Below are 26,014 nucleotides of genomic sequence, written 5' to 3'. Positions count from 1 at the left end.
GGGCTCACCCGGGCGCGCCAGCCATCCGGCGCGCCAGGACCAGGTGCCGCTCGACGACCTGGTCGGGGGTCAGCGGTCCGTCCGGGCGGTACCAGGAGGCCACGCCGACGCAGAGCGAGGAGATCGCCCGCGCCACCTCGTCGGGGTGCTCGGCGGCCAGCACCCCGGCGGCCACGCCGTCGCGCACCGCGTCCTCGACCAGCCGTTGCGCAGCGTCGCGCCGCGCGACGTACGCCGCCCGGTTGGCCGGCTCGAGGCTGCGGATCTCGCTCGAGCCGACGAAGGCCTGCGGGCGGCGCGACATGTGGAACCGCACGAACGACTCCACCAGCGCGTCGAAGCGGGCCGCAGGGTCGGTGCCGGCCGAGGCCAGCGCCGCCTCGCAGCGGCCGAGCAATTCGTCCATGGCGACCTCCATCAGCGCCCGCAGGATCTCCTGCTTGGAGCGGTGGTGGTGGTAGACGCCCGGCACCGAGAGGCCCGCGGCGGCGGCGATGTCGCGGATCGAGGTGCCGTGGTAGCCGTGCTCGGCGAAGGCGGTCAGCGCGGCACCGAGGATGCGGGGCAGGTCGGCGGTCGGGTCGGCGGCGTACTCACGCCACCGAGCCCAGCTGCCCGTACCCGCGGCCGGCTCGACGCTCACGCCCGGCACCGTAGCCCAGCGCGGGGGCACGGTCCCGTCGACGGCCCGCCGCGAGTCCGGCCCGCCGCTCTGCCGGCCCGGGGTCAGGCCCGCTGCGCCGCCACGGGCCCGGAGGCGACGTCGTCGACGATGGACGCGACGTTCCCGAGGGCGGTGAGCAGCGCGCCGTACAGCGGCCAGTGCCGTCGCGGCAGCCCCTCGTCGGAGAGGTCGGCGACCAGGCGCTCCAGCTCCGGACGGGCGTCCTCGACGTCCAGCCCGGGATCTGCGACACGCGACCCCACCTGGCGCAGCAGGTCGGTCCACCGCAGGCGGAACCGCTCGTCCCACTCCTCGCCCCGGCCGACCGACTCGTGGACGACGCGGGCGATGGCGCGGGTCTGGGCCACGCCGTCCTCGAGCCGCACCAGGACCTCGGCAGCAGCCTCCGGGTCCCCGGTGCGGGCCGAGCGGTGGCGCAGCGGGTTGGCCCAGCGGCTCTCGCGCGCGAAGGACAGGTGCGCCTGCGCCCGGTCCAGCCGCTCGTCCAGGTCGCGGGTGGCCTCGATCCACCCGTCGGTGACCTCCTGGTCCACGTCGGTGCGCAGGTCCCCCGCCATGCCCACCAGGAGCCGACCCATCCGGTCGCTGACGTCCGCGAGGGCGCGCTCGGCGACCCGCTCGTCCAGCGGCGGGGCGACCAGGACGTTGACCAGCAGACCGATCGCGACGCCGACGAGGGTGTCGAGCAGCCGCTGCGCCAGCAGCGACTCCTGGGCGGCGTAGCCGGCGGTGATGACGAAGATCGCGGTCGTCGCGACGTTGACGCCCTCGTCCCGGGCGAGGAAGACCCGGGAGAGCAGCAGGCCGACCAGCACGGCGACCAGCAGGGCGGGCGCCGCGACCAGCTGGTAGCCGAGCAGCGCCACGGCGGCGTACGACACCAGCAGGCCGAGCGCGGCCGCGAGCACGGCCTGCGCACCGTTCCACACCGACCGGTAGACGGTGGCGTGCACGGTCAGCAGCGCGACCCACGGGGCGAGGAAGGCGGCCTCGAGGTCGAGGACGCGCACCGCCGCCACCCACGCGAGGCCGGTGGCGAGGACGGACTTGGCGACCTGGACCAGGTCGGCACGGGTCTCCGGGGTGGGGCGGCGCATCGTCCCAGGCTCGCAGCGGAGCAGCTGTGGACCAGCGCCCGGACGGGCGAACCGCCCGGGTGGTGGCTCAGGGCTGGCCCGGCTGGCCCTCGTGGCCGCACCACTCCTCGGCGGGCACCATCGCCCGGGCCTCGGCGACGTGCTCGCCGCAGCCCGCCCAGGTGGTCTTGCCGCAGTCGCGGCAGGTGGTCGGTTGGCACATGGGTCTCTCCCGGGTGGTCGTGTGGAAGTAGAGGGTACGGCGGGGGCGCGTCCGCCCGGTCAGCGGCCGAAGAGGCGACCGAGGAACCCGCCGCCCTGGCCCTGACCCTTCTCGTCCTGGTGGCCGTGGCACCACTGGTCGGCGGGGACCATCGCCTTGACGGAGGCGACGTGCTGGCCACAGCCGGCCCAGGTGGTCTTGCTGCACTTCTTGCAGGTGGTCGGTCGGCACATGGGTCTCTCCTGTGGGTCGTGGTGCGGGTGGGTGGGTGGCGTGGGTGGGTGGGGTCGAGGGCGGGTCAGGCGACCCAGGTCGGGACCGCGGCGAGCAGGTCGGGGACCGCTCGCACGGCGGTGTACATGGCCACGACGAGGACCAGCACGGCGAAGGCCGCCTGGAGGCGCACGGCGTCGGCGCGGTGACCGACGCGGGCGCCCAGCACGGCGCCCGCGGCAGCCACCACGGTCAGGACGAGCACCGGCGTCCAGTCGGGGACGGTGCCGGAGCCCGCCCGGACGGCCAGGGCGACCGCGCTCGTGACCGTGATGACCACGAGCGAGGTGCCGACGGCGTCGGGCATGGGCAGGTCGAAGGCCAGCAGCAGGGCGGGCACGACGACGAAGCCGCCGCCCACCCCGAGGAAGCCGGTCAGCAGCCCCACGACGGTGGCCGTCACCAGCAGCTTGGCCGCCCGCGGGCAGTCGCAGCGGAAGGCGCCGAAGCGCCCGCCCTCGCGCGACCACCCGACGATCGGGTCGTCCAGGCCCGGCCGCGAGCCCTGGCCGCTCTCGCGGTGCCGGCGCAGCCGGCGCACCATGAGCGCGCCGACCAGCAGCATCAGCAGTGCGAAGAGCGCCATCAGCACCTCGGCCGGCACCGCCGCCGCCGCCACTGCGCCTACGACGGCGCCGCCGGTGGCGACCAGGCCGAAGACCACCCCGCGACCGAGCCGGACGTGCCCGGCCCGGCGCGCGGCGACCGCCCCGACCACGGACGTCAGGCCGACCACCACGAGGGAGCCGGTGGTCGCCTGCGTCGGCGACTGGCCGAGCAGGTAGACCAGCACGGGGACGGCGAGGATCGACCCTCCGCCCCCGAGGGCTCCCAGGGCCAGCCCGATCAGCAGGCCGGCGGCGATGGCGACGAGCAGCACGGCGGGATCAGGCCTCGGGCCCGACCATGGGCAGGCCGGAGTCGGCGGCGTTGTCGAAGGAGTCGTCGATGGCGACCAGGTCGCGTCCGGCGGCGGCGATGAACGAGGCGGCGATGGAGGCGCGGTAGCCCCCGGCGCAGTGCACCCACACCTCGCCGGCCGGGACCTCGTCCAGGCGACGGGGCAGCTCGTGGATGGGGATGTTGACCGCACCCTCGATCCAGGTCTTCTCGTGCTCGTCGGCGCGACGGACGTCGAGCACGACCACCTCGCGGTGGTGGCGCACGGCGGCCAGGTCGGCGAAGGTCGCGGTCTCGAACCGGCCCAGCGGGCGGTCGCTCCAGTCCTCGGGACCGCCCGTGGCCTGGGCCGCGGGGCGCTCGATGCCGATGCGGACCAGCTCGCGCTGGGCCTCGGCGACCTGCTCGGCGGTCTCGCCCAGCAGGGTCACGGAGGTGCCCCACTCGATCATCCAGCCCAGGTAGGTGGAGAAGGCCCCGTCGAGGCCGAAGTTCAGGGTGCCGGGCGCGTGGCCGGCAGCGAACGCAGTGCGGTTGCGCAGGTCCACGACCCACTCGCCGACCTCGATCCGACGGCGCAGCTCGGCGGCATCGGCGTGCTCGGGCGGGCTCAGGTCGGGGGCACCCGGACCGGCGCTGTTGGCCGGTGCCATGTGGGCGTAGTACGCCGGGTAGGCGGCCAGCCCGGCGAGGAGCTCGCGGACGTAGGTCTCCTCGTCCTGGGTGAGGACCGGGTTCTGCTGCTTCTCCTGGCCGATGGTCGAGGAGGTCGAGTCGGACTGGGTCGCGGAGCAGAACGAGCCGAAGCCGTGGGTCGGGAAGACCTCGGCCTCGTCGGGCAGCTCGCTGGCCAGCCGGTGCGCGGAGGCGTGCTGGTGGCGGACCAGCGCGTCGGTGTGGTCGGGGCCGAGCAGGTCGGGGCGGCCGGTGGCGCCGTACAGCAGCGAGCCGCCGGTGAACACGCCGACCGCACGGTGGGCTCCGTGGTCCTCGAGCGCGTAGGACAGGTGGGTGAACGTGTGGCCGGGCGTGGCGATGACGCGCACCCGCATGCGGTCGCCGACCGGCACGACGTCGCCGTCGCGGACCGGGACCCGGTGGAAGGAGACCGGGTCCTCGGCGTTGACGTGGTACGCCGCCCCGGTGGCCTCGGCGAGGGCCAGGCCGCCGGTGACGTAGTCGTTGTGAATGTGGGTCTCGAAGACGTGGGTCAGCCGGACCCCGTCGGCCTCGAGGACCTCCAGGACGCGGTCGATGTCGCGCTGCGGGTCGACGACGAAGGCGACCCGGCCGTCGTGGACGAGGTAGCTGCGGTCGCCCAGCGAGGGGGTCTCGATGACCCGGACGGTCAGCTCCTCGACCTCGGGATGCTCGATGGGGCGGCCGGCGCGGGCCCAGGCGACGGTGCCGCCGAGCATGTTGCTGGCCTCGAAGCCGTTCGCCAGCAGGACGTCGGTCATGGCGTCGCTGCGGTTGCCCGAGCGGCACACGACGACCTGGCGGCGGCTGCGGTCCAGCTCGCCGAGCCGACGGTGCAGCTGGCCCATGGGGATGTTCACGGCCCCGGGGACGTGCCCTGCGGCGTACTCCTCGGGCTCGCGCACGTCGATGGCGGCGGCGCCGCCATCAATCAGCCCGGCCGCGTCCTCCACGGTCACCTCTCGCATGCTCGCCTCTCCCTCCCGTCGTGTTCACGCATCCCCCCATGGGGTCATGATGACCACCGTAACACAACCCCCTGGGGGGTTATTCCGATCGGGGTGAGCGGAGGTGCAGCAGACGCAGCAGCAGGTCCCGCGCACGCGCGGGACCTGCTGGGTGGAGGCGGGCTCTGCGCCCGCAGGCGTCGAAGCCGGACTCAGACCTGGGACTGGATGCCGGCCAGCAGCTGGCGGGCCATGACGATCCGCTGGACCTGGTTGGTGCCCTCGTAGATCTGGGTGATCTTGGCGTCGCGCATCATCCGCTCGACCGGGTAGTCCTTGGTGTACCCGTACCCGCCGAGCACCTGGACGGCGTCGACGGTCACCTGCATGGCCACGTCGGAGGCGAAGCACTTCGCGGCCGCCCCAAAGAAGGTCAGGTCGGCGTCGCCGCGCTCGGAGCGGCCGGCAGCGACGTACGTCATCTGGCGGGCGGCCTCGACCTTCATGCCCATGTCGGCGAGCAGGAACTGCAGGCCCTGGAAGTCGCTGATCGACTTCCCGAACTGCTGGCGCTCCTTCGCGTACTCCAGCGCGTAGTCGAGCGCGCCCTGCGCGACACCGACGGCCTGGGCGGCGATGGTGACGCGGGTGTGGTCGAGGGTGCGCATGGCCAGCTCGAAGCCCGTGCCCTCCTCGCCGATCATCCGGTCGGCGGGGATGCGGACGTCGTCGAGGTAGACCTCGCGGGTCGGGCTGCCCTTGATGCCGAGCTTCTTCTCCGGGGCGCCGAAGGAGACGCCGGGGTCGGACTTCTCGACCACGAAGGCGGAGATGCCGCGGGTGCGCTTGTCGGGGTCGGTCACGGCGAGGACGGTGTAGAACTCCGACTCCCCCGCGTTGCTGATCCAGCGCTTGGTGCCGTTCAGCACCCAGTCCTCGCCGTCGCGGACCGCGCGGGTGCGCATCGCCGCAGCGTCCGAGCCGGCCTCGGGCTCGGAGAGGCAGTAGGAGAAGCCGCCCTCGCCGCGCGCCAGGGCACCGAGGTAGTGCTTCTTGAGCTCCTCGGAGCCGGCCAGCTGGACCGGGAGCGAGCCGAGCTTGTTGACCGCCGGGATGAGGGAGGAGGACACGCAGGCGCGGGCGACCTCCTCGATGACCAGCACGGTGGCGAGCGCGTCGGCGCCGGCACCGCCGTACTCCTCCGGCACGTGCGGGGCGTGGAAGTCCGCCGCGAGCAGCGCGGCGGCGGCCTCGTGCGGGTACCGGGCCTCCTCATCGACGAGGGCGGCGTACGGCGCGACCTTGGCGTCACACAGCTCCCGCACGGCGGACCGGATGGCCTGGTGCTCCTCGGACAGGGCGAACAGCGGGCTGGTGTGGGTGTCGGGCACGGGGTCCTCCGGCGGGGGTCGATCGAGAGCGGTACTCAGTACCGTACGCTCGGAACTCGGTCCCACCAACCCTGGTCCCCACCTCGGCCTCACCACCTCCGGAGGGCGCATGCCGACCACCGCAGCGGGCAGCACCGGCACCACCGCGACCGACACCGCGACGCGGCTGCGCGAGGCGGCGTACGCGCTCTTCGAGCAGCAGGGGTACGCCGCCACGACGGTGGACCAGATCGCCGCCGAGGCCGGGGTGGGGCGCACGACGTTCTTCCGGGTCTTCGGGTCCAAGGAGGACGTGATCTTCCCCGACCACGAGGCGCTCGCGGCCCGGGTCGCCGCCCGGCTCGACACCCTCGGCGACGACCCGGGCGCCGCACCGCTCGGCGCGACCGAGGCCGCGCGGATCGTCCTGGAGCACTACCTCGCCGAGGGCGACCTCGCCCGGGCCCGCTACCGGCTGACCGCCTCCGTCCCGACGCTGCGCGACCGCGAGGTCAGCTCGACCGCGGGCTACCGCCGACGCTTCCGCGACGCCCTGCGCGGCTGGACCGGCGAGGAGCCCGGCGACGACCTGCGCGCCGAGGTGGTCGCGGGCTCGATCGTCACCGCGCACAACCACGTGCTGCGGCGCTGGCTGCGCGGGGCCGTCGACGACGACGGGGCGCGGCGTGAGCTCGACCGGGCGCTCGGGCTGGTGCTGGCCTCGGTCGCGGCGACCGGCCGGTCGGGAGGCGCCGACCAGGTCCCACCCGACCAGGCCCCACCCGGCGTCGGCCGGCCCGGCACGCCCGCCGGTGGCAGCACGGTCGTCGTGCTGCGCTCGGGCGCGACGCTCGAGGAGGTGCTGCCCGAGCTGCAGGCGGCGCTGGCCCGGGTCGAGGTGCGGGTCGAGGCCTGAGGGCGCGCCCGGGCGCGGCTCCCCACCGCGACTCGCACCTCGACCCGCACCGCGACCCGCACCTCGCCCCGCCTCGGAGGCCTGGTCAGCACCCCGGTCGTCACAGGTGGAGGTCCTCTCCGGCACCTGGTGCCGGAGAGGACCTCCAGCCCGGGTGCCGCAGGGTCGGCTCGCGGGTCCGGCCGCCCGCCCGGAGTAGCCCGCCCGGAGTCGCCCGGAGCCCAGCACACAGGGCCCTCACGCCCTTAACCTGGGCCCATGGCCGAGGAGAGCGAGCGCGACGAGGGCGGCAGCGACCTCTTCGACCGGTGGCTCTCGCACCGCCAGGAGAGCACCGGCGAGGCGCCGCGGCCGCGCACGTACGGCGTGCCGCGGACCGGACTGGCCGGCGCGGACCCGGCCGACCCCGGGGCGGCCGCCGAGGAGGGGAACCCGCCCGCGGCGGCGGACGGCACCGAGCACCCGGAGGCGGAGACAGCGGCCGACGCGCTGGGCGTCGCGGCGCCGGACGCGGCCGCGGCCGAGTCCCCCGAGGACGGCGCGGCGAGTAAGGACGACGAGCCCCAGGTGCCCGCGGACCCCGCACCGAGTCCCGCGGCCAGCCCGGAGCCGCCGGCCCACCGGGAGCCGGTGGGGCTGGACGAGTTCGAGCCGGTGGTCATCGCGTCGGTACGCCGCCAGGCCGAGGCCCCGGTGGAGAAGCGGTCGCGGCTCGCCCGGTTCCGGCGGGCCGGGCTCGAGCCGGACCCGGCCGGCGAGGAGCCTGCCGACGACCGACCTGCCGACGAGGTGGCGGTCGGCAACGGGGTGGCCGACGAGGTGGCGGACGACGCCCCCGGAGCGGTCGAGCACGGAGCGATCGACGGCGGAGCGACCCCGCACGAGGTGACGACCCACGCGACCGTCGGACCCGCGCCTCCCGCACCCGAGCGTGGAGCGCCCTCGACCGAGCCCCACCAGGGGCACGACGAGCCCCCGTGGCCCGCAGCGCGGCCGACGCCGTACGTCGCTCCCGCCCCGTCAGTCCCGCCGCACCCCGCCGAGGTGCCGGTCGCCGGCCCGTCGGACGCCGGCGACGAGCCCGCGGCCGCAAGCGGTCCCGACGCGGACCCACGGACCGCAGCGTCGCCCGCGCCGCCCTCGCCGTCCGCGCCGCCCTCGCCGTCCGCGCCGCCCTCGCCGCCCGCGCCGCCCTCCCCATCCGCGCCGCCCTCGCCGCCCGCGCCGCCCCCGCGGCCGAGCGCCGCCGCACGCGGAGAGCAGGACGCCGCGGCTGCGGTGTTCGCCGCCTTCAACCCCGGTGCCGCCAACCCCGGTGCCGCCAACCCCGGTGCCGCCAACCCCGGTGCCGCGCCCGCCCCGGCACCCCCGGAGGCGCGCGGCACCACCACACCCGCCACGCCCACGGCGACCCCACCGGCAGCAGCACCGCCGGTCGCACCGACCACCCCCGAGTCGCCGCGGCGCGCACTGCGTCGGCCGCGACCCTCGCTGGGGTCGTACGTCGAGGCGGCGCGCACCACCCTGGACCGCTCGGTGCGCGGCACGCCGGAGGAGCGGGTAGCGAGCGGAACGGCCGCAGCCGCCCCGGCCCCGACCGAGCAGCCCGTCGCACCGGAGACTGCCGCGCCTGAGGGTCCGGCGACCGAGGCCGCGCCCGCCCGCTCGGCGTACGACGAGCTCCGCGCGCAGCGCGAGGCCGCCGCTCCCCCGCAGCCCGACGTCCTGCCGCCGAGCATCGACTTCCGGCCCCGCACCCTGGCCCGGCGCGTGACCTCGGTGCTGCTGCTGGTGGGCCTGGTGGCCACCGGCATCGCCGCCTGGCGCGCCTACGACAGCCGGTACGAGACCGACATCGGCCTGGCCGCGATCCTGGCCCTGGCCACGGGCGTCGTGTGGGCGATCCGCGCGGGGTCGGTGCCCACCCGGGTCGGGCTGCACGGGGGCGTACTCGAGGTGCGCTCGCAGGCGGGACGCTTCGTCTTCGAGGTGACCGGCGCGCACACCCGGCTCGAGGTCGTCGGGTCACCCGGCCGCCGCGGCTCCAGGCTCCTCGTGCACCGCCGGGGGCTGGCCCCGTTCGAGATCACCCCCGCGATGGTCGACCTGCGCCGGCTGGTGGAGGCGCTGCGGTACTACCGCCCCGACCTCTGAGCACCCACCCTCGGCCCGACCACCAGCCCAGAGCGAGAACGTGTTCTAGAGTCCGGCCATGCCCGGCTACGTGCGTGACGACCTGCCCGAGGAGGAGGTCGAGCGCCAGCGCGACCTCTACGGACCCTTCACCCAGTCCATCCGCGAGCTGGTCGACGCCGGCCTGCGCACCCTCGTCGCGGACGAGGAGGTGCTCGCCGTCCAGGCCGAGGTCGAGGCGCTCACGGCCCGGCTGCGCGCCAAGCAGCTCGAGGGCGCGTACGGCGTCCGGTTCTCCGCCGAGGGCCGCGGCCGCCCCTGGGGCAACACGGTCGTCGGGCTGCGCAACGCGGTCGCGCCGCCGCTGAGGATCGAGCACCACCCCGACCGCGACGGTCGCGTGTGGTCGGACTTCCACCTGGGCGCTGTCTACGAGGGGCCTCCGGGCCTGGTCCACGGTGGTGTGTCCGCCCTGGTCCTCGACCAGCTGCTCGGCGAGTCCGCGGGAGCCGGCGGCAAGCCGGGCATGACCGCCACCCTGACCCTCACCTACAAGCGCGGGACCCCGCTGGGCGAGCTGCGCGGAGAAGCGTGGATCGAGCGCGCGGAGTCCTACAAGACCTGGGCCCGAGGGCACCTCATCGGCCCCGAGGGCGTCACCGTCGAGGCCGAGGGCCTCTTCGTGCTGCCGCGCTGGGCGCGGGAGGCGATCGCCAGGCAGGACCCGGAGAAGGCTCCGCCGCGCTACTTCGAGTAGCCGGGTCGCCCCCCGCAGGTCGAGGTGCAGCCCCCCTCCGCCGGTCGAGGCGCGAGCGCAGCGAGCCACGACACCCGCTCGTCACGGCCGGAGTCTCGTGGCTCGGCGCTGGCGCGCCTCGCACCTCCACCAGCGGGAGCGGGTCAGACGCGGACCCCGCGCTCGCCGGCGTCGGTGAGCCGGACCTCCTCGAGGGCCTGCTCCTCCAGCGCGACCCGGCGGGCCTGCTCGTCGGCGAGCCGCTTGTCGGCGTACTCCCCCGGGTCGGAGACGAGGTCCTGCACGCCGCGCTCGAGGCGGGCGAGGGCGGAGCGGCCGAAGATCTGCTGCTCGGTGGCGGTGCGCTCGGCGCGGCCGCGACCCAGGAACGAGACCAGCCAGTGCAGGACCGCGGTCACGCGGTTCTTGAAACCGGTGATGTAGACGAGGTGGACCGCCAGCCACATCAGCCAGGCGACGAAGCCGGTGATCCGGATCCTGCCGACCATGGCGACGGCACGGAAGCGGCTGATGGTGGCCATCGAGCCCTTGTCGAAGTACTTGAACGGCTTCTGGGCGGGCTTGCCCTTGAGCCGGCCGTCGATCTCCTTGGCGGCGTACTTCGCGCCCTGGATGGCGACCTGCGCGACGCCGGGCAGGTTGTCGAGGGCGATCATGTCGCCGACCACGAAGACCTCGGGGTGGCCGGGCAGCGTGAGGTCGGGGTTGACCCCGATCCGCCCGGCGCGGTCCAGCGGCGCGCCCGTCTGCTCCGACAGGGTGCGCGCGAGCGGGCTGCCCGCGACGCCGGCGGCCCAGATCTTGGTGACGGCGTCGATCCGCTCCTCGCTGCCGTCCTTGTGCTTGACGACCAGGCCGCGCTCGTCGACGTCGGTGACCATCGCGCCGAGCATGACCTCGACGCCGAGCTTCTCCAGCTCCTTCTTGGTCGTCTGGCCCAGCTTCTTGCCGAAGGGCGGCAGCACCTGGGGTGCGGCATCCGCCAGGATCACCCGCGCCTGGCGGCTGCTGATCGCGCGGAAGTCGCGGGTCAGCGTGCGGTGGGCGAGCTCGGCGATCTGGCCGGCCATCTCGACACCGGTCGGCCCGGCGCCGACGACGACGAAGGTCAGGAGGTGGTCGACGTCCTCGCCGCGCAGCGCGCCGAGCTCGGCCATCTCGAAGGCGCCGAAGATGCGGCCACGCAGCTCCAGGGCGTCGTCGATCGTCTTCATGCCGGGGGCGAACTCGGCGAACTGGTCGTTGCCGAAGTAGGACTGGGTGGCACCGGCGGCGACCAGGAGGGAGTCGTACGGCGTCACCGTCTCGCGCCCGAGCACCTGGGAGACCACGAGCCGCCGCTCGAGGTCGATCTCGGTGACCTCGCCGAGCAGGACCTGGGCGTTCTTCTGCCGGCTGAGGATCTCGCGCGTCGGCGGGGCGATCTCGCCCTCGGACAGGATGCCGGTCGCCACCTGGTAGAGCAGCGGCTGGAAGAGGTGGTGGGTCGTCTTGGCGATCATCGTCACGTCGACCGCCGAGCGACGCAGCGCCTTGGCGCCGAACAAACCGCCGAAGCCGGACCCGATGACGACGACCCGGTGCTTGCCCGCGCCCTCCTCGGTCACGCCCTGCACGGCGGTCTCGGTCCCCTTGGTCATGGCTCTCCCTGCCTACGTCTCTCGGCTGTGTCCGGCCACGGGTGTCGCGGCCCGGTCCGGGTACCCCGTTTCTGGCGCCAGCGGACCACTCACCAGTGTGGCTCCCCGCCACCCCCCTCAACCAACCCGTACGGGCGTCTCCTGCCTCACACTCGGACCCGGTGACCCAGCCAGGGGGCCCGGGCGGTGCGGCGTCGCGAGCGAGCGCGGAGACCAGGGCTCAGGTCGACCGCCTGGCGAGCCGATACCCCGTGCAGGGCTTGACACTGGTGGTCGATCGGCGGCACGCCTCTGGTCAAGACCGACGCTCACCCGGCAGGGTGGGGCAGGAAAATATTCAACGACCCGGTTTGTCGCCGGGCCTGCGGGGGAATCCGCCCAGCCAGGACGGCACCCCCGTTCTCCCCACCAGCCGACCACGGGAAGTCACGCACGTGCCGCTCAACCGACCAGCGCTCTCGCTCGGAGCAGGTCCCCGCAGCGTGCAGGACGCGCGCCGGTGGGTGGTCGACACGTGCCGCGACATCGAGCGGCCCGAGCTGGTGGAGTGCGCCGAGCTGGCGGTCTCGGAGTTGGTGACCAACGCGTTGCTGCACGGCGAGGCCCCCATCCAGGTCCGGGTGCGCGGCACCCGGGAGCACCCGCGGGTCGAGGTGCGCGACGGCTCGTCCGAACGTCCGGTGCTGCCGAGCGCCGAGGAGGAGGACGACGACGTCCTGCTCACCTTCGGCCGTGGCCTGGCGATCGTCGGGCGCTGCTCGGACGCCTGGGGCGCCGAGATCGAGGCCGACGGCAAGACCGTGTGGTTCGCCCCCGCCCGTACCTTCTCGGACACGGTGACCCCGGGCCTGATCACCGGCGTGGCCGCCGAGCCCGACGAGGTCCCCGCGGACGCGGTGACCGCCGTGGTCCGTGACGTCTCGGTCGAGGCGTTCCTGGAGTTCGGCCGGCACTTCCGCGAGCTGCGCCGCGAGGTGCGCCTGCTGTCCCTGGCCCACGAGTCCGACTACCCCCTCGCCAAGGATCTCTCCGACCTGTTCGGCGACCTTGAGCGCCAGCTGCGCGCGGGCACCGACGACACCCCGGTCCTCCGGGCCCAGGCCGACGGCGCGGACCGGGTCGACCTCGACGTCGTCGTCTCCCCTGCTGCCAGCCGCACGATCGAGCGCTTCATCTCCCTGCTCGACCTGGCCGACGAGTTCTGCCGCCAGCAGCGCTTGCTGTCGCTGGCCCGCAGCCCCGAGCAGCGCGCCTTCCAGGAGTGGTACCTCCAGGAGCTGGTCCGCCAGTCCCGCGGCGAGCCTTCGGTCCCCGCCCCGCGCGCCGACCTCGCCGCCGTGCCCCTGCAGCGCCTGGGCTGACCTCCGCCGACCATCGAACGCTAGCCTCCACGGGTGCGTCGAGAGCTGCTGGCCGTCGCGGTCGGCGGCGCCGTCGGGGCCCTGGCCCGCTGGTCGCTGTCCGGTCTCGCCCCCGACGACCAGGTCTTCCCGTGGGCGACCCTGGCGATCAACGTCGCGGGCTGCTTCGCCCTCGCCCTGCTCCCGGCCCTGCCGGCGGTGCGCGACCGCGCCCTGCTGCTGGTCGCGCTGGGGCCGGGCCTGCTCGGCGGGTTCACCACCTTGTCGGCGTACGCCGAGGAGGCGCGGACCCTGGTCGCCGACGGCCACCCGGGGCTGGCCGCGGCGTACGTCGTGGGCACGCTCGCCGCCTGCCTGTTGGCCGTCTCCCTGGCCGCGGCCCTGACGTCGGGACCGCGTGCGAGGAGGTCGCGGTGAGCACGCTCGCGACGGCCGGGCTCGTGGCGCTCGGCGCGGCGGCGGGGGCGCCGCTGCGGTACTGGCTGTGGCGCCGCCTGGACGCCCCCGGTCGGCCGGTCGGGACGCTGGTCGCCAACACCGCGGGCTCCCTCCTGCTGGGGGTGCTGTCGGGGCTCGTGCTCGGCGGGCACCTGCTCGCCCTGCTCGGCACCGGGTTCGCCGGCGCGCTCACCACCTGGTCGACCCTCGCCGTCCAGACCCACGGCCTGGGACGGCGGGCCGGGTCGGTCTACGTCGCCACGACGCTGGGGCTCGCGCTGGGCGCGTGCGCGGTGGGGTTCGTGGCGGGCGCGGGTCTCGCCTGACGGCCGGGCACGGCCCGGGTCAGGCGTAACCGAGGTCGTGCAGCCGGGCGTCGCTGATGCCGAAGTGGTGCGCGATCTCGTGCACGACGGTGATCCCGACCTCGCGCACCAGCTCCTCCTCGCTGCTGCACATGTCCAGCAACGGGTTGCGGAAGACGAAGACCCGGTCGGGCAGGATCATCGGGGAGAACGAGTCGCGGTGGGTGAGTGCGACCCCGTCGTAGAGACCGAGCAGGTCGGCGGGCTCGTGCTCGGGCGGCTCGTCCTCCACCAGGACCACCAGGTTGTGCACCAGCGAGGCGAGCTCGTCGGGGATGGCGTCGAGGGCCTCGTCGACGAGCGCCTCGAAGCGGTCGCGGTCCATCTCGATCGGCACGGGTCCATGGTGCCAGCCCGGCGGGCGGCCGGCCGGCGGCGAGCGGGCCCGGGAAGCACGAGAGCCCCGGACCTGGTGGTCCGGGGCTCTCGCCTGTGTGGCGACCCCGACGGGACTCGAACCCGCGGCCTCCGCCGTGACAGGGCGGCGCGCTAACCAACTGCGCTACGGGGCCTCGTGATGCTGCAAGATGAAGCGGTGCTGCGCTCCTGCGGCTCGCACCGAGGAAGCGTCGGAACTCTAACCCATGGCCACCACGGCTCCCAATTCGCGCGCCACCACCCCGTCCGGGGGCGGCCCGCGAGGGTCCGGGACCGCCTCAGCTCCCGCGCGTGCGCCATCATCGAGAGGTGGAACCCGACCTGCTCGCCGCCAGCCGCACCGTGGACCCCGCCGTCCTCGGCCCGCGCGTGCGCGCGGCCCGGCTGCGCGCCGGTCTCACCCAGGCCGAGGCGGCCGGGACGGAGATGTCCACGGCGTACGTCTCCCGGATCGAGGCCGGCCAGCGCCGCCCCGACCCGGCTCTCCTGGCGGCGCTCGCCAGCCGGCTCGGCACCAGCGTCGAGCAGCTGCTGGCGGGCGTCACCCGTGAGCAGGAGCTCGAGCTGCGCACCTTGCTCTCCTGGGTCGAGCTGAGCCTCACGACCGGTGAGCCGGTGCGGGCCGCCGAGCAGCTCGTCGGGGTCGACGAGGAGCTCGCCGCCCTCCCGGACGACGCGCTCGTCGACGTACGTCGGGAGGCGACGTGGCTGCGGGCTCGGCTGCGCGAGGTGACCGGCGACCTGGACGGCGCGATCCTGCTGCTCGAGGACCTCGTGTCCTCCGGCGCCGGCGACCTGCGGTGGCTGGAGGTGATGACCGCGCTGAGCCGGTGCTACCGCGAGTCCGGCGACCTCGCCCGGGCCGTGGAGGTCGGCGAGCGTGCCGCCGACGTCCTGGCCGACCTGGAGCTCGGGGGCAGCGACGAGGCCGTGGCGCTCACCGTCACCGTGGCGGCTGCGCACGCCGAGCGGGGCGACGTCGTCCACGCGGCGCGCACCTGCCGACGCGCCGTGGAGCTCGCGGAGCGGCTGGACTCCCCGCGGGCCCGCGCCTCGGCGTACTGGAACGCCTCGATCATCGAGTCCCTGCGGGGCCGGCCCGCGCAGGCGCTGCCGCTGGCGCAGCGGGCGCTGCGGCTGCTCGAGGAGGGTCCCGGCGGACGCAACCTGGCCCGGCTCCGCACCCAGCTCGGCCTGCTCCAGCTGCGGCTGGAGCCACCTGCGCCGCAGGAGGCGCTGGCGCAGCTCAGGACAGCGGAGGCCGCGCTGCTCGAGACCGACGCCGGCGTGCTCGACGTGGCCGCCAACCGGCTCGGGCAGGCGCGCGCGGAGCTGCTGCTCGGACGCACCGAGGAGTCCGAGCAGCTCGTGGGGGACGTGCTGCAGCAGGTCGGGGAGGAGGCCCCCCTGCTCGCCGCCGAGGCGCACCTGCAGCTCGGCGAGGTCGCGCTGGCGCGCGGGCACGTGGCTGCCGCACGGACCGGGTTCCAGCAGGCCGTGATGCGGCTCAGCGCGGTCGGGGCGGACCGGCAGGCCGCGCAGCTGTGGTTCGACCTGGGCGCCCACCTCGAGCAGGTCGACCAGTCCGCGCTGGCGCTGGACGCCTACCGACGGGCCGCCGCGGCGACCGGACTGCGGTGGCAGCGGCCCTCCTCCGTCCGGGCCGAGGCCGAGCGCTGACGTCAGAGGACCCGACGCCTGGGTGGCGTCGGGTCCGGTGAGGGCGTGGTGGTCAGCGCAGGACCGGGAACTTCTGCACGATCCCGGTGCGCTTCCACCAGCGACCCAGCCCCCACGTGCTGCCGGCCGCACTGAGGCCGAGCACGGCCATGACGATCACACCGACCAGGTGGTCGTCGACGACCGGGTTGTTCTCCAGCGGCAGCACCGCGGCGTACATGAAGGCGTACATGAGGGCGCCAGCCGCCGTACCGATCCGCATCCCGACCCCCAGCAGGAGGGTCACGCCGATGCCCAGCAGGCCGGCCATGAAGAGCCAGTCGACCCAGGCCTGGCCGGCGAGGGAGGTGAAGAACCCGTGGAAGGGGTTGTCGACCGGGACGCCGAAGGTCAGGAACCCCTCGGTGGGGCTGCCGCCGTTGAGCCAGGCGGCGTCCTGGGCCATGACGTCGATGCCGGCGCGGGAGCCGTCCTCGGCGAACTGCGCGCCGGTGCCGAAGCCCAGGGCGAAGGTCTTGTCGAGGAAGGCCCACAGGAAGGTCAGGCCGAAGGCGATGCGGAGCGTCGCGAGGGCGCGGGCGAGCCCGACGCTGCGGACCTCCTCGGTCTCCGAGGTGGCCACGCCCTCGGCGGTGATGTCGTGGTGGCGGTGAATGACGCTCATCGTCCTCTCCTCCTTGTGGTGATGTGGTTGCTGGGTCACCACCAGACTCCAGCGCCCGCGCCTCGGCGGACAGGGCCGCCGGTCACCGTCGTGGGGGGACCATGGTCCCCGCACAGGGCTCTCGAGGAGGGACCATGGTCCTGCGCGGAGACGAGAGCGAGAAGAGAGCAGAGCACCCCCAACGGGATTCGAACCCGTGCTACCGCCGTGAAAGGGCGGGGTCCTGGGCCGCTAGACGATGGGGGCCAGTGCTGGCGAACTCTACCTGGCAGGCGGGGTCGGCCCGCGCGCGGTGAGCTCCTCGGGCATGATCGGGACAGCCCACCCACCGTCGACCAGAGGAGCCCGGCGATGCCGAAGGTCACGCTCCAGTCGATCGCCGACGAGGTCGGGGTGAGCCGGATGACGGTGTCCAACGCCTTCTCGCGGCCCGAGAAGCTCTCCGCCGACCTGCGCGCGCGGATCCTCGCGGTCGCCGAGGAGCTGGGGTACGTCGGTCCCGACCCGGCCGCGCGGGCGCTGGCCCGCGGCCGCACCGGCACCGTGGGGCTGCTGCTGACCGGCCGGATGAGCGAGCAGGCGGCCGACCCGGTGGCGACCGAGTTCCTGGTGGCGGTCGCCGACGCGCTGTCCGACCACGGGCTGGCCCTCACCCTTATCACCGCGGGCGTCGGTGGGGAGACCGTGCCCGCGCGCGACGTGCCGATGGACGGGGCACTGGTCTACGTCTGCGAGCCCGACTCCACCGACCTGGCCTGGCTGCGCCGCCGCGACCTGCCGCTGGTGACCGTCGACCAGGAGGCGCTGCCCGGCGCTCCGGCGATCAACGTCGACGACCGGGCCGGCGCCCGCGCGGCCGCCCAGCACGTCGTGGACCTCGGCCACCGCCGGGTCGGGCTGCTCAACCTGCACCCGGTGACCGAGGAGGCGCCCGAGGCCACCCCGCCCGACGCCCCGTGGAACCCGCCCGCCGCCGAGCGCGACCGGGGCTGGCGCTCGGCGCTCGGCGCGGCCGGCATCGAGCCGCTGGAGGAGCTGGCGGCGTTCCGGCCGGTCGAGGCGGCGTACGACGCGGCCCGGCGGCTGCTCGACCGACCCGCCGCCGAGCGACCGACGGCGCTGCTGTGCTTCTCCGACGGCTACGCCGCGCAGGCGATGCGGGCCGCGGAGTCCCTCGGCCTCAAGGTGCCCGACGACGTGTCGGTGGTGGGCTTCGACGACTCCTCGATCGCCACCGCCGTGCAGCCCGCGCTGACCACCGTCAGCCAGCCGGTGACCGAGAAGGGACGGCTGGCCGTGGCGGCCCTGCTCGACGTCATGCGCCGCGACGCTGCCGGAGGATCACCCGCCGACCCGGTCCGGACCGTGCTCCCCACCTCGCTCGTCGTCCGCGGCAGCACCGCTCCCCCGCGCGCCTGAGCGGCCGAAGCGTCAGTTCTGGACCCTCCAGCCGTCGGCGGTGCGGAGCTGACCGCTCCGCGGTCAGGAGCAGGCGCGCACCAGGCTCAGCACGAGGGTCTCGGTGACCCGGACCAGCTCGGCGACCTCGACGGACTCCCTGGGCCCGTGGGCGAGCCGGACGTCGCCGGGGCCGTAGTGGAGCGTGGGGATGCCGGCGGCGGAGTAGAGCCGCAGGTCGCTGCCGTACGGCGCGCCGCGCTCCCGCGGCGGCGGACCTGCGACCACGTCCGCGTGGGCCGCGGAGACGAGGTGGGCCAGGGCGCGGCCGTGGGCCCCGTCGTACCGCCCGCTGGCGAACTGACCGCCCGGCCACGTGACGACCGGTGGGTGCTCGCGCAGCCATGGGTCGGTGGCGGCTGCTTCGGCGACGGCCTCCTCCAGCTCGGCGCGGGCGGCGGCCGGGTCCTCGTCGAGGGCGACCCCGAGCCGGCCCTCGGCGACCAGCCGGTCCGGCACGCTGCTGGCCCAGTCGCCGCAGGTGACCCGGCCGACGGAGAGTGGGTAGGCGACGGGGTACTCCCCCATGAGCGGGTCGACCCGCTCGTTGCGGCGGGCCTGGAGGTCGGCGAGCGCCGCGTGCAGCGGGAGGTAGCGGTCGAAGGCGCTGACCCCGGCGTACGCCGTGCTGCCGTGGGTGGCCTGGCCCGCCACGGCGATCTCGAAGGTCAGGGCGCCGGCGTTGGCGGTGGTCAGCGTGCCGCTGGTGGGCTCGGTGATGAGGCAGGCGTCCGCCCGGTGGCCGCGCTGGAGGGTCGCGAAGGCCCCGAGGCCGCCGTCCTCCTCGCCGACCACGAGGTGAAGGCCGAAGGTGCGCGGCAGGTCGAGGCCGGCGGCCAGCACCGCGCGGGCGGCAGCCAGGTTGGCCACGACGCCGGCCTTCATGTCGCAGGTGCCGCGGCCGTGGACCCGGCCGCCGCTGACGCGGGCGGTGAAGGGGTCGCCCTCCCACTGTGCGAGGTCACCGGGCGGGACGACGTCGACGTGACCCTGCAGGACCAGCGCCGGGGGCCCGACCTCCCCCTCGGAGCCGGGCGCGGTCGCCACCAGGCCCCACGCCTCCCGGCGTGGGGCCTCCCAGCCGGGGAAGTCCGGGTGCGAGGTCGTCGCCTCGAGGTCGACCTGCCACAGGTCGACGTCGAGGTCCATCGTGCGCAGCTGCTTGGCCAACCGGTGCTGCACGTCGCACTCCGCGTCGCTGCCCGAGACGCTCGGCACCTCGGTCAGGGCCACCAGGTCGCGCACGAGCTCGCGCTCGTCGACGAAGGCGAGCGCGCGCAGCTCGCGGTCGGAGAGGTCTCGGGGGCCGCTGAGGGACATGCGCGCAGTGTGCGGCCGGCTCGACGGCGTACGCCGGGGATGGGCCGGAATGGACCCGGACTGACTACCCGGCACCCTCCGGGTGGGCCACGTGTCGAGGGGGAACCGATTCGTGGCGCCCCTCGGGGCTGCGGTAAGGTGGCGGGCGCTCGGGCAGGTAGCTCAGTTGGTACGAGCGATCGCCTGAAAAGTGATAGGTCGGCGGTTCGACCCCGCCCCTGCCCACGAGCACCACGGACAGCCCCCGCCGGTCACGGCGGGGGCTGTTCCGCGTCCGGGGCTCGTCGAAACGCAGACCGAAGCACCCCGCCATGCAGGTCACTAAGCCTGAGGACCGGCGCCAAGGGAGCTCCCAGAGCCTTTCGGTCTGCGCTTCGACGAACGGGGTCGTCCGTCCGGACGGGGAGCGGCCCCCACCCGGGCCATCCCGACCGCTCCACTCCCACGGCAGCGGCGCGCGGCGTACCGTCGTCGGGTGCTCGAGAACGCGCGGTCCCGACGCCGGCCCTCCCGACCGTCCACCGGTCTGCTGACCGGCGCCCTGGTGACGGCCCTGCTGCTGTCGCAGGCCGGTCCGGCGCCGACGAACACCGTCGACGTCGCTCCGGTCGCGGCGAGCGAGCCGGCCGAGCAGGGCCGCGCCGGGTCCGGCCTGGAGCTGGGTCGCATGGGTCAGGTGGACGCCCGGGTCGGGCGCAAGCACGACGGGCGGGTGCGGGTCTCGGTGGCCAACATCCCCAACCGCACGAGCAAGCGGAAGGTCCGGCTCTCGCTCGCCGACCTGACCTCGGACCGGCAGGACTTCGTGCTGCTCAACGAGGTCGGGTCCCGGGACCTGGCCTGGCTGGAGCAGCACGCGGGCCCCTACCGGGCGTACCGCGACCCGGTGCGCGACACGACCCGCGGCGGCAGCCAGTCGATGAACAACGTCGTGATGTGGCGGCCGAAGCGGTGGGAGCTCCTCGACGCCGGACGGGTGAAGGTCGTCGACGACGACCGCGGCTACCGGGCGGGCGAGGCGTTCGTCTGGGACCGCTACGTGACCTGGGCGGTCCTGGGGCGCACGACCAGCCGGGCCGTGGTGTCCGTGGTCTCGCTGCACATGCCCACCAACCCCGTCGTCTACCCGGAGCAGCCGGGCAAGGACAAGCCGTCGCGCAAGCGTCGCTGGAAGCAGGGCATGGCGCGCGTCGTCGACGTCGTGCAGCGGCTGTCCAAGCACGGGCCGGTGCTGCTCGGCGGCGACATGAACTCCCACCCCCACCAGGGCAAGTGGACCGCGGCCGCAGCGATGGGGCGGATCGGGCACGGCTACTCCCGGGCGGAGGTGATGTACCTCTTCCACCCGCCGGGCAGCGAGGTGGTGGACCACCGGGTCGTCGAGGTGCACTCCGACCACCCGGCGATCTCGACCACCGTCGACCTGACCGGGGTCGGCCCGCGCCGCTGAGCCCGGCTGCCCCGCCGTCGACGAGCACGGCCCTCGCCCGTCCCGGGAGACCCCCGGCGGGTCCGTGTCCCCGCTCGGGTCAGCAGGCGGTGCCGCGGTCGACCGAGAGGACCGCGCCCGTGACCGAGGCGGCGGCGTCGGAGGCGAGGTAGGCGACCGCGTCGGCGATGTCGCGCGGCGGCATGAACCCGTAGCGCGCGCCCGCGGTCTCCATGAGCAGGCCCCAGTCCAGGTCGGTGTCGGGGTGCTCGGCCGCGGCGTTGGTCGGCAGGTCGGTCTGCACGCCGCCGGGGCAGATGGTGTTGACCCGGATGCCGTCGGCGGCCAGCTCGAGGGCCAGGGACTTCATGAGCATGACGACGCCGGCCTTGGAGGCGCAGTACGCCGCTTGGTAGGGCTGCGCGCGGAGCCCGGCGATCGAGGCGATGGTCACGACGTTGCCGCGCGACTCGCGCAGGGCCGGCAGTGCCGCGTGGGTGACGAGCATCGGACCGGTGAGGTTGACGCCGAGGTGCTGCTGCCACGTGGCCACGTCGAGGTCCTCGAAGCGGCGGAACCGGTCGATCCCGGCCACGTTCACGACCACGTCGAGGCCCTCCAGGCGGCGTACGGCCTCGGCGACGGCGGCGCGCACCGAGGCCTCGTCGCTCACGTCGCAGGCCAGGACGCCCTCGGCCTCCGTCAGGTCGAGCCCGACGACGCGGGCGCCCTCCTCCTCGAGCAGCTCGACGGTCGAGCGCCCGACCCCGCCGGACGCACCCGTCACCAGTGCCCGCTTGCCCTCGAACCGTCCCGCCACCACGACCACCTCTGTCCGTGCGCGCCCGGGTGGCGCGCGGGGCGATCGTAGGGGCGGCGGTGCGGGCGTAGTGCGGCGTCCCGGAAGAGCGGGACGCCGCACAGGGCCGGGACGCCTCAGGCGCCAGCGACCGCCTGCTTGAAGCCGGCGGCGGGCTTGAAGGCCGGCGCCACGGAGGCGGCGATCTCCATCGTCTCGCCGGTCTGGGGGTTGCGGCCGGTGCGGGCCGAGCGCTGGCGCGACTCGAAGGTCCCGAAGCCGGCGATGGCGACCTTGTCCCCACCGGCGACGGCGGCGACGACGCCGTCGACGAGCGCCTTCAGCGCTGCATCGGCCTGCGCCGTGCTCAGGTCGGCCTCGCGCGCGATGGTCTCGACCAGGTCCTTGCGGTTCATCCAGTTGCTCCTTGCGTGTCGGTGCGTGCGGGCCGGGTCGACCCGCACGGGACCACTGTGCCATAGTTGGGAATGAGAACGATTCTCATTAGCATTGACCCCTTGCCGCAGGAGGACGAGTGAAGAAGGACATCCACCCCGAGTACGGCCCCGTGGCCTTCCGCGACCGGAGCACCGGGCGGCTGTTCCTGACCCGGTCGACCCTGACCTCGCGCCGCGGCGGGGAGGAGACCGTCGTGGACGGGGTCGCCTACCCGGTCGTCGACGTCGACGTCTCCAGCGACAGCCACCCCTTCTGGACGGGCACCGCCCGCACGCTCGACAGCGAGGGTCGGGTCGAGAAGTTCCAGCGTCGCTACGGGAACCGCGCATGAGGACGCCGCTGCTCGTCGTGACCGGGGTCGACCCGGTCGCCATGGACGCGACCATGCTCAGCCTGTCCTGGGACCTGCCCACCGCCGTCGCGGTGCGCCACGTCATCGACCCGCACTCCCAGGTGCTCACCCGCACCGTCAGCGACGCCACCGGCGTGCTGGAGCGCGAGCAGGTGCAGCTGGAGCACGCCTGCGTGAGCTGCGCGTTGCGCGAGGACATCCTGCCGACGCTCGAGCGACTCGCTCGCGACGGACGCTGGAGCAGCATCGTCTCCGGACTGCCGATCGGCACCGAGGCCGGTCAGCTGGCCCACGTGCTCGGCACCGACTCCCGGCTGGCCCGGCACCTGAGGCTCGCGGCGGTCCTGGCCGCGGTGGGCACCCGGGACGTGGCGCGCGACCTGCTCAGCGACGACCTGCTGCGCGAGCGGGACCTGCACACCAACCCCGGCGACGACCGGGGTGTCGGCGAGGTCGCCTGCGCCCAGGTCGAGGCCGCCGACCTGGTCGTGCTCGACGGCGAGGCAGGCGCCACCGAGGAGGAGCACTCCCTCGTCCGCGCCCTGGCACGGCCCGACGCGCGGGTCGTCGCCGGCGCCACCGCCCTCGACGTCGCGGCCCTCCTGCAGGGGCGGCACGACCAGGCGCGCACGCACGCCTGGTGCTCGCCCGAGCTCGAGACCGTGGTGCCGGCCCTGGAGGACGAGCACGTCTGGCGTCTCGACCTCTGCTCCCCCCGGCCCTTCCACCCCGATCGGCTCCTCGACCAGATCGAGCGGCTCGGGAGCGGCCCGTTCCGCTCCCGGGGCTCCTTCTGGTTGCCTACCCGCCCCGGCAGCCTGCTGGAGTGGTCGGGCGCCGGCGGCCAGCTCAGCATCGGCGCCTACACGCTGTGGGGGCGCCGCACCCCGGTCACCCGACTCGTCGTCACCGGGCTCCGCGACGGGGCCGAGCAGGTGCCCGCGCGGCTCGCCGCGGCCTTCGAGGACATCCTCCTCACCCCCACCGAGGCGCTGCTCGACCGGCGCACCTGGGACGTCGCGGAGGACGGCCTCGAGCCGTGGCTCGGTGACATCCGCGACGTCGCCTGACCCGCCCGCCCCGCACCCCTATCCAGCACCGCCGAAGGAGAAGGAGGAGAGACCGTGGCCGTCCCCAAGCGCCGCACCTCTCGCAGCAACACCCGCCACCGACGCTCGCAGTGGAAGGCGAGCGCGAGCGACCTCGTGCCCGTCGTCGTCCAGGGAGAGACCTGCCTGGTCCCCCGACGACTGGTCCGCGCGGTCGAGCGCGGGTACGTCGAGCCGTGGCGGGCCGCGCGGTGAGCGCAGCCCCCGCACGCGCACTGCATCGCGCAGCCGCTCGACCGGAGCGCGACGAGTGGATCGCGGTCACGGGCACGCGCGTCACCGGCACGGGAGTCGAGCCGCCCTTCGAGGTGGTGCTCGCAGCAGAGTCGGTCGAGATCGTCGACGAGCCGCTCCAGACCTACGAGTGACCCTCCCTAGACTCCCCTCATGACCTCCGCTGACGGCACCGTCGTACGCCGCTCCACGCGGCAGCGCGCGCTCGTGCGCGAGCTCGTCGGCGAGCTCGACTCGTTGGCCAGCGCCCAGGAGATCCACGCACAGCTGCGGGCCCGCGGCGAGACGGTCGGGTTGTCGACGGTCTACCGCACGCTGCAGACGCTGAGCGAGGACGCCGAGATCGACAGCGTCCGCAACGAGGCCGGCGAGGTGCTCTACCGCCAGTGCAGCCCCCAGCACCACCACCACCTGGTCTGCCGCTCGTGCGGGCGCACGGTGGAGCTGACCGGCCCGGCCGTCGAGCGCTGGGCCCACGCGGCCGCCGAGGAGCACGGCTTCACCGACGTCGCACACACGGTCGAGATCTTCGGGCTGTGCGCGGAGTGCAGCACCGCCTGAGTCCTCGTCGGCGGTGCCGAGCCGGTCCAGAGCCCCGGAACGATGCGCCGACTCGACCTCCCGGGAGCTGCTGCGGGCGCTATCAGGCCTCGCGGGACTCGCGTCGTTCCTGCAGCCGCTGCTGCGCCTCGGCCAGGTAGGCCAGGCAGGGGGCCTCCTCGCCGGGGTGCTTCTCGACGAGGTGGAAGGTCCAGCGGTCCATCGCGGCGAGGTAGCCGTTCTCCTCGCCCCGTCGGTACGTCGACCACGGGCTGCGGCCGCCGGCGGTGCGGCAGGCGGTGCAGTCGATCCGGTAGGCGAACGACTCGTCGGAGGCGAGGTCGATCCTCACCGCGGCGAGCGGACCCGCCTCGACGCCCGCCTTCCGCGCCCGTGCCGACCTGCTCGCCACCATGGCGCGGAGCCTACGTGGCGCCGGCCTCCGTCACGGGCCCTGGTGAGAGACGTTGCCTACGCCGTACGTCATTCCAGGCGTGCGGAACGTCGCCCTCCGTCACGTCGCCCCGATCAGTCGGTGACCTGGACGCCCTTCCAGAACGCGACCCGGTCGGCCACCTGCTGCGCGCCCGGCAGCGGGTCGGGGTAGAACCAGACCGCGTCCGCGTTGCGCTGGCCACCCACGTTCAGCGTGTAGTACGAGGCCTGGCCCTTCCATCCGCAGGTGGTGTGGTGGTCCGAGGCCTCCAGGACGTCGTCGCGCAGCGCAGCGCGGGGGAAGTAGTGGTTGCCCTCCACCACCACGGTGTCGTCGCTCTCGGCGATGACCTCGCCGTTCCACACAGCCTTCATCTGACTCGCTCCTCGGCTCGAGCGGGCGACGCCCGCGGTCCTCCCACTGTGCCGGGCGACGGCAAGCGCCGTCGCTTCCTGTCGGCGGGCCGCTGCTCCTCCCCCTGATCATCCTGCTCCCGGACCATGGCGCCGTCGCCGTACGCCGGAGCCGGCGCGCCCGCAGCGGTGCGCGAGCCCGTGGGGGCCGGCCGGGGCTGAGGCCTGGCGCGAGCCGGCCGGGCCGGGTCTGTCGGCGCCCCGACGGACCCGGGAGCTCCACGACGAAGCTTTCGACCACTGCTTCCGGGTTTGTCGGCTACCCGACGAACCCGAGCGCCCCCGCGGCCCATCTCAGGCCAGCGCCAGGAACAGCTTCTCCATCCGCGCCCGCTGGCTGCCGTCGAGGTCGCTGCCCTCGAGCAGGCACTGCTCCATGCCTGTCGCGACCATCGCGAAGCCCGCGCGTGACAGTGCCTTGTTGACCGCGGCCAGCTGGGTCAGGACGTCCTCGCAGTCCGAGCCCTCCTCCAGCATGCGGATCACCGTGGCGAGGTGGCCGTGGGCGCGCTTCATGCGCGTCACGAGCGGCTTGGTGACCTCCGCCTCGAGCTGCATCAGGACCCGTCCTCGACCCGGGCGAGGACGCCGAGCAGGCGCTCGCGGGCGTCCTCGGCGACCTGGCGGACCGCGTCGGAGGCGTCGGTCATCGAGATCATCACCTGCGGGTCGAACGCCTCGACGACCGCGCCGTCGCCGTCACCGCGCACGACCACGTTGCACGGCAGCAGCGCCGCCACGGACGGGTCGGCAGCCAGCGCCTGGTGCGCCAGCTGCGGGCGGCACGCGCCCAGGATCACCTGGGGCGTCACGTCGACGTCGAGCTTGGCCTTGAGCGTGGCCCTCAGGTCGATCTCGGTGAGCACGCCGAACCCGGCGTCGGCGAGCAGCTCGCGGACCCGGGCGACGGTGTCGTCGTACCCCTGCGTCGAGCGTGCGGTGAGCGTGTAGCCGGCCATG

Annotated in this window: 31 protein-coding genes and 3 tRNA genes; 15 read left to right on the top strand and 19 right to left on the bottom strand. The window is 74.5% G+C overall.

Annotated features, from left to right (window positions below; translation table 11 throughout):
- Nucleotides 1-4: 4 nt before the first annotated feature.
- The 7 genes from ACYVID_RS08105 to ACYVID_RS08075 form a co-directional block, all read right to left on the bottom strand.
- On the bottom strand, nt 5-643 hold the full coding sequence (locus ACYVID_RS08105) for a TetR/AcrR family transcriptional regulator (protein ID WP_460736164.1): 639 nt from the start codon (nt 641-643) through the stop codon (nt 5-7).
- Between the two features lie 83 nt (nt 644-726).
- On the bottom strand, nt 727-1,782 hold the full coding sequence (locus ACYVID_RS08100; protein WP_460736162.1) for an FUSC family protein: 1,056 nt from the start codon (nt 1,780-1,782) through the stop codon (nt 727-729).
- A 67-nt stretch (nt 1,783-1,849) separates the two neighbouring features.
- Entirely contained in the window at nt 1,850-1,984 is a 135-nt protein-coding gene (locus tag ACYVID_RS08095) for a hypothetical protein (RefSeq protein ID WP_460736160.1), read from the bottom strand.
- Nucleotides 1,985-2,043: 59 nt separating this feature from the next.
- Entirely contained in the window at nt 2,044-2,217 is a 174-nt protein-coding gene (locus tag ACYVID_RS08090) for a hypothetical protein (RefSeq protein WP_460736158.1), read from the bottom strand.
- A 65-nt stretch (nt 2,218-2,282) separates the two neighbouring features.
- Nucleotides 2,283-3,137, bottom strand: a complete 855-nt coding sequence (locus tag ACYVID_RS08085) for a TSUP family transporter (protein WP_460736156.1) — start codon at nt 3,135-3,137, stop codon at nt 2,283-2,285.
- A gap of 7 nt (nt 3,138-3,144) precedes the next feature.
- Nucleotides 3,145-4,824 (bottom strand): rhodanese-like domain-containing protein, encoded by a 1,680-nt coding sequence (locus ACYVID_RS08080; protein WP_460736154.1) that lies wholly within the window; start codon nt 4,822-4,824, stop codon nt 3,145-3,147.
- A 191-nt stretch (nt 4,825-5,015) separates the two neighbouring features.
- The gene (locus tag ACYVID_RS08075; RefSeq protein ID WP_460736152.1) at nt 5,016-6,194 is read right to left on the bottom strand and encodes an acyl-CoA dehydrogenase family protein; all 1,179 of its coding nucleotides are present in this window, start codon (nt 6,192-6,194) and stop codon (nt 5,016-5,018) included.
- A gap of 109 nt (nt 6,195-6,303) precedes the next feature.
- Between ACYVID_RS08075 and ACYVID_RS08070 the strand changes: the two genes are divergently transcribed.
- The 3 genes from ACYVID_RS08070 to ACYVID_RS08060 all read left to right on the top strand — a co-directional run bounded on the left by ACYVID_RS08070 (nt 6,304) and on the right by ACYVID_RS08060 (nt 9,979).
- A complete protein-coding gene (locus ACYVID_RS08070) occupies nt 6,304-7,089 on the top strand; it encodes a TetR/AcrR family transcriptional regulator (RefSeq protein WP_460736150.1) in 786 nt (261 codons plus the stop codon).
- 258 nt (nt 7,090-7,347) lie between these two features.
- Nucleotides 7,348-9,243, top strand: coding sequence for a hypothetical protein (locus ACYVID_RS08065; RefSeq protein WP_460736148.1), 1,896 nt, complete (start codon nt 7,348-7,350; stop codon nt 9,241-9,243).
- Nucleotides 9,244-9,301: 58 nt separating this feature from the next.
- On the top strand, nt 9,302-9,979 hold the full coding sequence (locus ACYVID_RS08060) for a PaaI family thioesterase (RefSeq protein ID WP_460736146.1): 678 nt from the start codon (nt 9,302-9,304) through the stop codon (nt 9,977-9,979).
- Between the two features lie 143 nt (nt 9,980-10,122).
- On the opposite strand, the gene ACYVID_RS08055 is transcribed toward ACYVID_RS08060, so the two are convergent.
- Nucleotides 10,123-11,619 carry an NAD(P)/FAD-dependent oxidoreductase gene (locus ACYVID_RS08055; RefSeq protein ID WP_460736144.1) on the bottom strand — a complete coding sequence of 499 codons (1,497 nt, stop codon included), beginning with the start codon at nt 11,617-11,619 and terminating at the stop codon, nt 10,123-10,125.
- 482 nt (nt 11,620-12,101) lie between these two features.
- Here ACYVID_RS08055 and ACYVID_RS08050 point away from each other — a divergent pair, with 482 nt between their 5' ends.
- From ACYVID_RS08050 to ACYVID_RS08040, 3 genes are read left to right on the top strand one after another with little or no spacing between them, the layout of a single operon-like run.
- Nucleotides 12,102-12,980, top strand: a complete 879-nt coding sequence (locus ACYVID_RS08050) for an ATP-binding protein (protein ID WP_460736142.1) — start codon at nt 12,102-12,104, stop codon at nt 12,978-12,980.
- A 33-nt stretch (nt 12,981-13,013) separates the two neighbouring features.
- On the top strand, nt 13,014-13,397 hold the full coding sequence (locus ACYVID_RS08045; RefSeq protein ID WP_460736140.1) for a fluoride efflux transporter FluC: 384 nt from the start codon (nt 13,014-13,016) through the stop codon (nt 13,395-13,397).
- Nucleotides 13,394-13,744 carry a CrcB family protein gene (locus ACYVID_RS08040; RefSeq protein ID WP_460736138.1) on the top strand — a complete coding sequence of 117 codons (351 nt, stop codon included), beginning with the start codon at nt 13,394-13,396 and terminating at the stop codon, nt 13,742-13,744. Before ACYVID_RS08045 ends, ACYVID_RS08040 begins: the two co-directional genes overlap by 4 nt.
- Nucleotides 13,745-13,763: 19 nt before the next feature.
- On the opposite strand, the gene ACYVID_RS08035 is transcribed toward ACYVID_RS08040, so the two are convergent.
- The gene (locus ACYVID_RS08035; protein ID WP_460736136.1) at nt 13,764-14,120 is read right to left on the bottom strand and encodes a metallopeptidase family protein; all 357 of its coding nucleotides are present in this window, start codon (nt 14,118-14,120) and stop codon (nt 13,764-13,766) included.
- Nucleotides 14,121-14,218: 98 nt separating this feature from the next.
- Nucleotides 14,219-14,295, bottom strand: a tRNA-Asp gene (locus tag ACYVID_RS08030).
- Between the two features lie 175 nt (nt 14,296-14,470).
- On the opposite strand from ACYVID_RS08030, the gene ACYVID_RS08025 reads away from it, so the two are divergent.
- The gene (locus ACYVID_RS08025) at nt 14,471-15,841 is read left to right on the top strand and encodes a helix-turn-helix domain-containing protein (RefSeq protein WP_460736134.1); all 1,371 of its coding nucleotides are present in this window, start codon (nt 14,471-14,473) and stop codon (nt 15,839-15,841) included.
- A 52-nt stretch (nt 15,842-15,893) separates the two neighbouring features.
- On the opposite strand, the gene ACYVID_RS08020 is transcribed toward ACYVID_RS08025, so the two are convergent.
- Nucleotides 15,894-16,505: a hypothetical protein gene (locus ACYVID_RS08020; RefSeq protein WP_460736132.1), complete on the bottom strand. Its 612-nt coding sequence runs from the start codon at nt 16,503-16,505 to the stop codon at nt 15,894-15,896.
- A gap of 173 nt (nt 16,506-16,678) precedes the next feature.
- Nucleotides 16,679-16,751: transfer RNA gene (locus tag ACYVID_RS08015), tRNA-Glu, on the bottom strand.
- 105 nt (nt 16,752-16,856) lie between these two features.
- Between ACYVID_RS08015 and ACYVID_RS08010 the strand changes: the two genes are divergently transcribed.
- Nucleotides 16,857-17,924 carry a LacI family DNA-binding transcriptional regulator gene (locus tag ACYVID_RS08010; protein WP_460736131.1) on the top strand — a complete coding sequence of 356 codons (1,068 nt, stop codon included), beginning with the start codon at nt 16,857-16,859 and terminating at the stop codon, nt 17,922-17,924.
- 63 nt (nt 17,925-17,987) lie between these two features.
- Here ACYVID_RS08010 and ACYVID_RS08005 read toward each other — a convergent pair whose 3' ends face one another.
- Nucleotides 17,988-19,283 (bottom strand): ArgE/DapE family deacylase, encoded by a 1,296-nt coding sequence (locus ACYVID_RS08005; protein ID WP_460736130.1) that lies wholly within the window; start codon nt 19,281-19,283, stop codon nt 17,988-17,990.
- A gap of 151 nt (nt 19,284-19,434) precedes the next feature.
- Between ACYVID_RS08005 and ACYVID_RS08000 the strand changes: the two genes are divergently transcribed.
- A tRNA-Phe gene (locus ACYVID_RS08000) sits at nt 19,435-19,508 on the top strand.
- A gap of 250 nt (nt 19,509-19,758) precedes the next feature.
- Nucleotides 19,759-20,733 carry an endonuclease/exonuclease/phosphatase family protein gene (locus tag ACYVID_RS07995; protein WP_460736128.1) on the top strand — a complete coding sequence of 325 codons (975 nt, stop codon included), beginning with the start codon at nt 19,759-19,761 and terminating at the stop codon, nt 20,731-20,733.
- A gap of 79 nt (nt 20,734-20,812) precedes the next feature.
- On the opposite strand, the gene ACYVID_RS07990 is transcribed toward ACYVID_RS07995, so the two are convergent.
- Entirely contained in the window at nt 20,813-21,532 is a 720-nt protein-coding gene (locus ACYVID_RS07990) for an SDR family NAD(P)-dependent oxidoreductase (RefSeq protein ID WP_460736126.1), read from the bottom strand.
- 116 nt (nt 21,533-21,648) lie between these two features.
- Nucleotides 21,649-21,927, bottom strand: coding sequence for an HU family DNA-binding protein (locus ACYVID_RS07985; protein ID WP_300644317.1), 279 nt, complete (start codon nt 21,925-21,927; stop codon nt 21,649-21,651).
- A gap of 119 nt (nt 21,928-22,046) precedes the next feature.
- On the opposite strand from ACYVID_RS07985, the gene ACYVID_RS07980 reads away from it, so the two are divergent.
- The 5 genes from ACYVID_RS07980 to ACYVID_RS07960 are packed head-to-tail and all read left to right on the top strand — an operon-like array spanning nt 22,047 to nt 24,226.
- Nucleotides 22,047-22,301: a type B 50S ribosomal protein L31 gene (locus tag ACYVID_RS07980; RefSeq protein ID WP_460736124.1), complete on the top strand. Its 255-nt coding sequence runs from the start codon at nt 22,047-22,049 to the stop codon at nt 22,299-22,301.
- Entirely contained in the window at nt 22,298-23,392 is a 1,095-nt protein-coding gene (locus tag ACYVID_RS07975) for a CobW family GTP-binding protein (RefSeq protein ID WP_460736122.1), read from the top strand. Before ACYVID_RS07980 ends, ACYVID_RS07975 begins: the two co-directional genes overlap by 4 nt.
- Before the next feature lie 54 nt (nt 23,393-23,446).
- Nucleotides 23,447-23,626, top strand: a complete 180-nt coding sequence (gene rpmF / locus ACYVID_RS07970; protein WP_460736120.1) for a 50S ribosomal protein L32 — start codon at nt 23,447-23,449, stop codon at nt 23,624-23,626.
- Nucleotides 23,623-23,799 (top strand): hypothetical protein, encoded by a 177-nt coding sequence (locus ACYVID_RS07965; RefSeq protein ID WP_460736118.1) that lies wholly within the window; start codon nt 23,623-23,625, stop codon nt 23,797-23,799. Before rpmF ends, ACYVID_RS07965 begins: the two co-directional genes overlap by 4 nt.
- 19 nt (nt 23,800-23,818) lie before the next feature.
- Nucleotides 23,819-24,226 carry a Fur family transcriptional regulator gene (locus ACYVID_RS07960; RefSeq protein ID WP_460736116.1) on the top strand — a complete coding sequence of 136 codons (408 nt, stop codon included), beginning with the start codon at nt 23,819-23,821 and terminating at the stop codon, nt 24,224-24,226.
- A gap of 82 nt (nt 24,227-24,308) precedes the next feature.
- Here ACYVID_RS07960 and ACYVID_RS07955 read toward each other — a convergent pair whose 3' ends face one another.
- From ACYVID_RS07955 to ACYVID_RS07940, 4 genes are all read right to left on the bottom strand, one after another.
- The gene (locus ACYVID_RS07955; protein ID WP_460736114.1) at nt 24,309-24,620 is read right to left on the bottom strand and encodes a hypothetical protein; all 312 of its coding nucleotides are present in this window, start codon (nt 24,618-24,620) and stop codon (nt 24,309-24,311) included.
- Between the two features lie 113 nt (nt 24,621-24,733).
- Entirely contained in the window at nt 24,734-25,015 is a 282-nt protein-coding gene (locus tag ACYVID_RS07950) for a DUF427 domain-containing protein (RefSeq protein ID WP_460736112.1), read from the bottom strand.
- A gap of 333 nt (nt 25,016-25,348) precedes the next feature.
- Complete coding sequence (locus ACYVID_RS07945; RefSeq protein WP_460736110.1) at nt 25,349-25,612, bottom strand: metal-sensitive transcriptional regulator; 264 nt, start codon at nt 25,610-25,612, stop codon at nt 25,349-25,351.
- The gene (locus tag ACYVID_RS07940) at nt 25,612-26,013 is read right to left on the bottom strand and encodes a DUF302 domain-containing protein (protein WP_460736108.1); all 402 of its coding nucleotides are present in this window, start codon (nt 26,011-26,013) and stop codon (nt 25,612-25,614) included. The genes ACYVID_RS07945 and ACYVID_RS07940 overlap by 1 nt, the downstream gene beginning before the upstream one ends.
- Nucleotide 26,014: the final 1 nt, after the last annotated feature.

It is taken from the genome of Nocardioides ginkgobilobae, from assembly GCF_054781275.1.
This window is presented reverse-complemented; position numbering and strand designations above follow the sequence as displayed.

What these genes read in the sequence shown, in the direction of transcription:
- ACYVID_RS08100 (WP_460736162.1), bottom strand. Translation starts at nt 1,782, where the DNA reads ATGCGCCGCCCCACCCCGGAGACCCGTGCCGACCTGGTCCAGGTCGCC.
- ACYVID_RS08095 (WP_460736160.1), bottom strand. Translation starts at nt 1,984, where the DNA reads ATGTGCCAACCGACCACCTGCCGCGACTGCGGCAAGACCACCTGGGCG.
- ACYVID_RS08090 (WP_460736158.1), bottom strand. Translation starts at nt 2,217, where the DNA reads ATGTGCCGACCGACCACCTGCAAGAAGTGCAGCAAGACCACCTGGGCC.
- ACYVID_RS08080 (WP_460736154.1), bottom strand. Translation starts at nt 4,824, where the DNA reads ATGCGAGAGGTGACCGTGGAGGACGCGGCCGGGCTGATTGATGGCGGC.
- ACYVID_RS08070 (WP_460736150.1), top strand. Translation starts at nt 6,304, where the DNA reads ATGCCGACCACCGCAGCGGGCAGCACCGGCACCACCGCGACCGACACC.
- ACYVID_RS08065 (WP_460736148.1), top strand. Translation starts at nt 7,348, where the DNA reads ATGGCCGAGGAGAGCGAGCGCGACGAGGGCGGCAGCGACCTCTTCGAC.
- ACYVID_RS08060 (WP_460736146.1), top strand. Translation starts at nt 9,302, where the DNA reads ATGCCCGGCTACGTGCGTGACGACCTGCCCGAGGAGGAGGTCGAGCGC.
- ACYVID_RS08055 (WP_460736144.1), bottom strand. Translation starts at nt 11,619, where the DNA reads ATGACCAAGGGGACCGAGACCGCCGTGCAGGGCGTGACCGAGGAGGGC.
- ACYVID_RS08020 (WP_460736132.1), bottom strand. Translation starts at nt 16,505, where the DNA reads ATGAGCGTCATTCACCGCCACCACGACATCACCGCCGAGGGCGTGGCC.
- ACYVID_RS08010 (WP_460736131.1), top strand. Translation starts at nt 16,857, where the DNA reads ATGCCGAAGGTCACGCTCCAGTCGATCGCCGACGAGGTCGGGGTGAGC.
- ACYVID_RS08005 (WP_460736130.1), bottom strand. Translation starts at nt 19,283, where the DNA reads ATGTCCCTCAGCGGCCCCCGAGACCTCTCCGACCGCGAGCTGCGCGCG.
- ACYVID_RS07985 (WP_300644317.1), bottom strand. Translation starts at nt 21,927, where the DNA reads ATGAACCGCAAGGACCTGGTCGAGACCATCGCGCGCGAGGCCGACCTG.
- ACYVID_RS07975 (WP_460736122.1), top strand. Translation starts at nt 22,298, where the DNA reads ATGAGGACGCCGCTGCTCGTCGTGACCGGGGTCGACCCGGTCGCCATG.
- ACYVID_RS07960 (WP_460736116.1), top strand. Translation starts at nt 23,819, where the DNA reads ATGACCTCCGCTGACGGCACCGTCGTACGCCGCTCCACGCGGCAGCGC.
- ACYVID_RS07955 (WP_460736114.1), bottom strand. Translation starts at nt 24,620, where the DNA reads ATGGTGGCGAGCAGGTCGGCACGGGCGCGGAAGGCGGGCGTCGAGGCG.
- ACYVID_RS07950 (WP_460736112.1), bottom strand. Translation starts at nt 25,015, where the DNA reads ATGAAGGCTGTGTGGAACGGCGAGGTCATCGCCGAGAGCGACGACACC.
- ACYVID_RS07945 (WP_460736110.1), bottom strand. Translation starts at nt 25,612, where the DNA reads ATGCAGCTCGAGGCGGAGGTCACCAAGCCGCTCGTGACGCGCATGAAG.
- ACYVID_RS07940 (WP_460736108.1), bottom strand. Translation starts at nt 26,013, where the DNA reads ATGGCCGGCTACACGCTCACCGCACGCTCGACGCAGGGGTACGACGAC.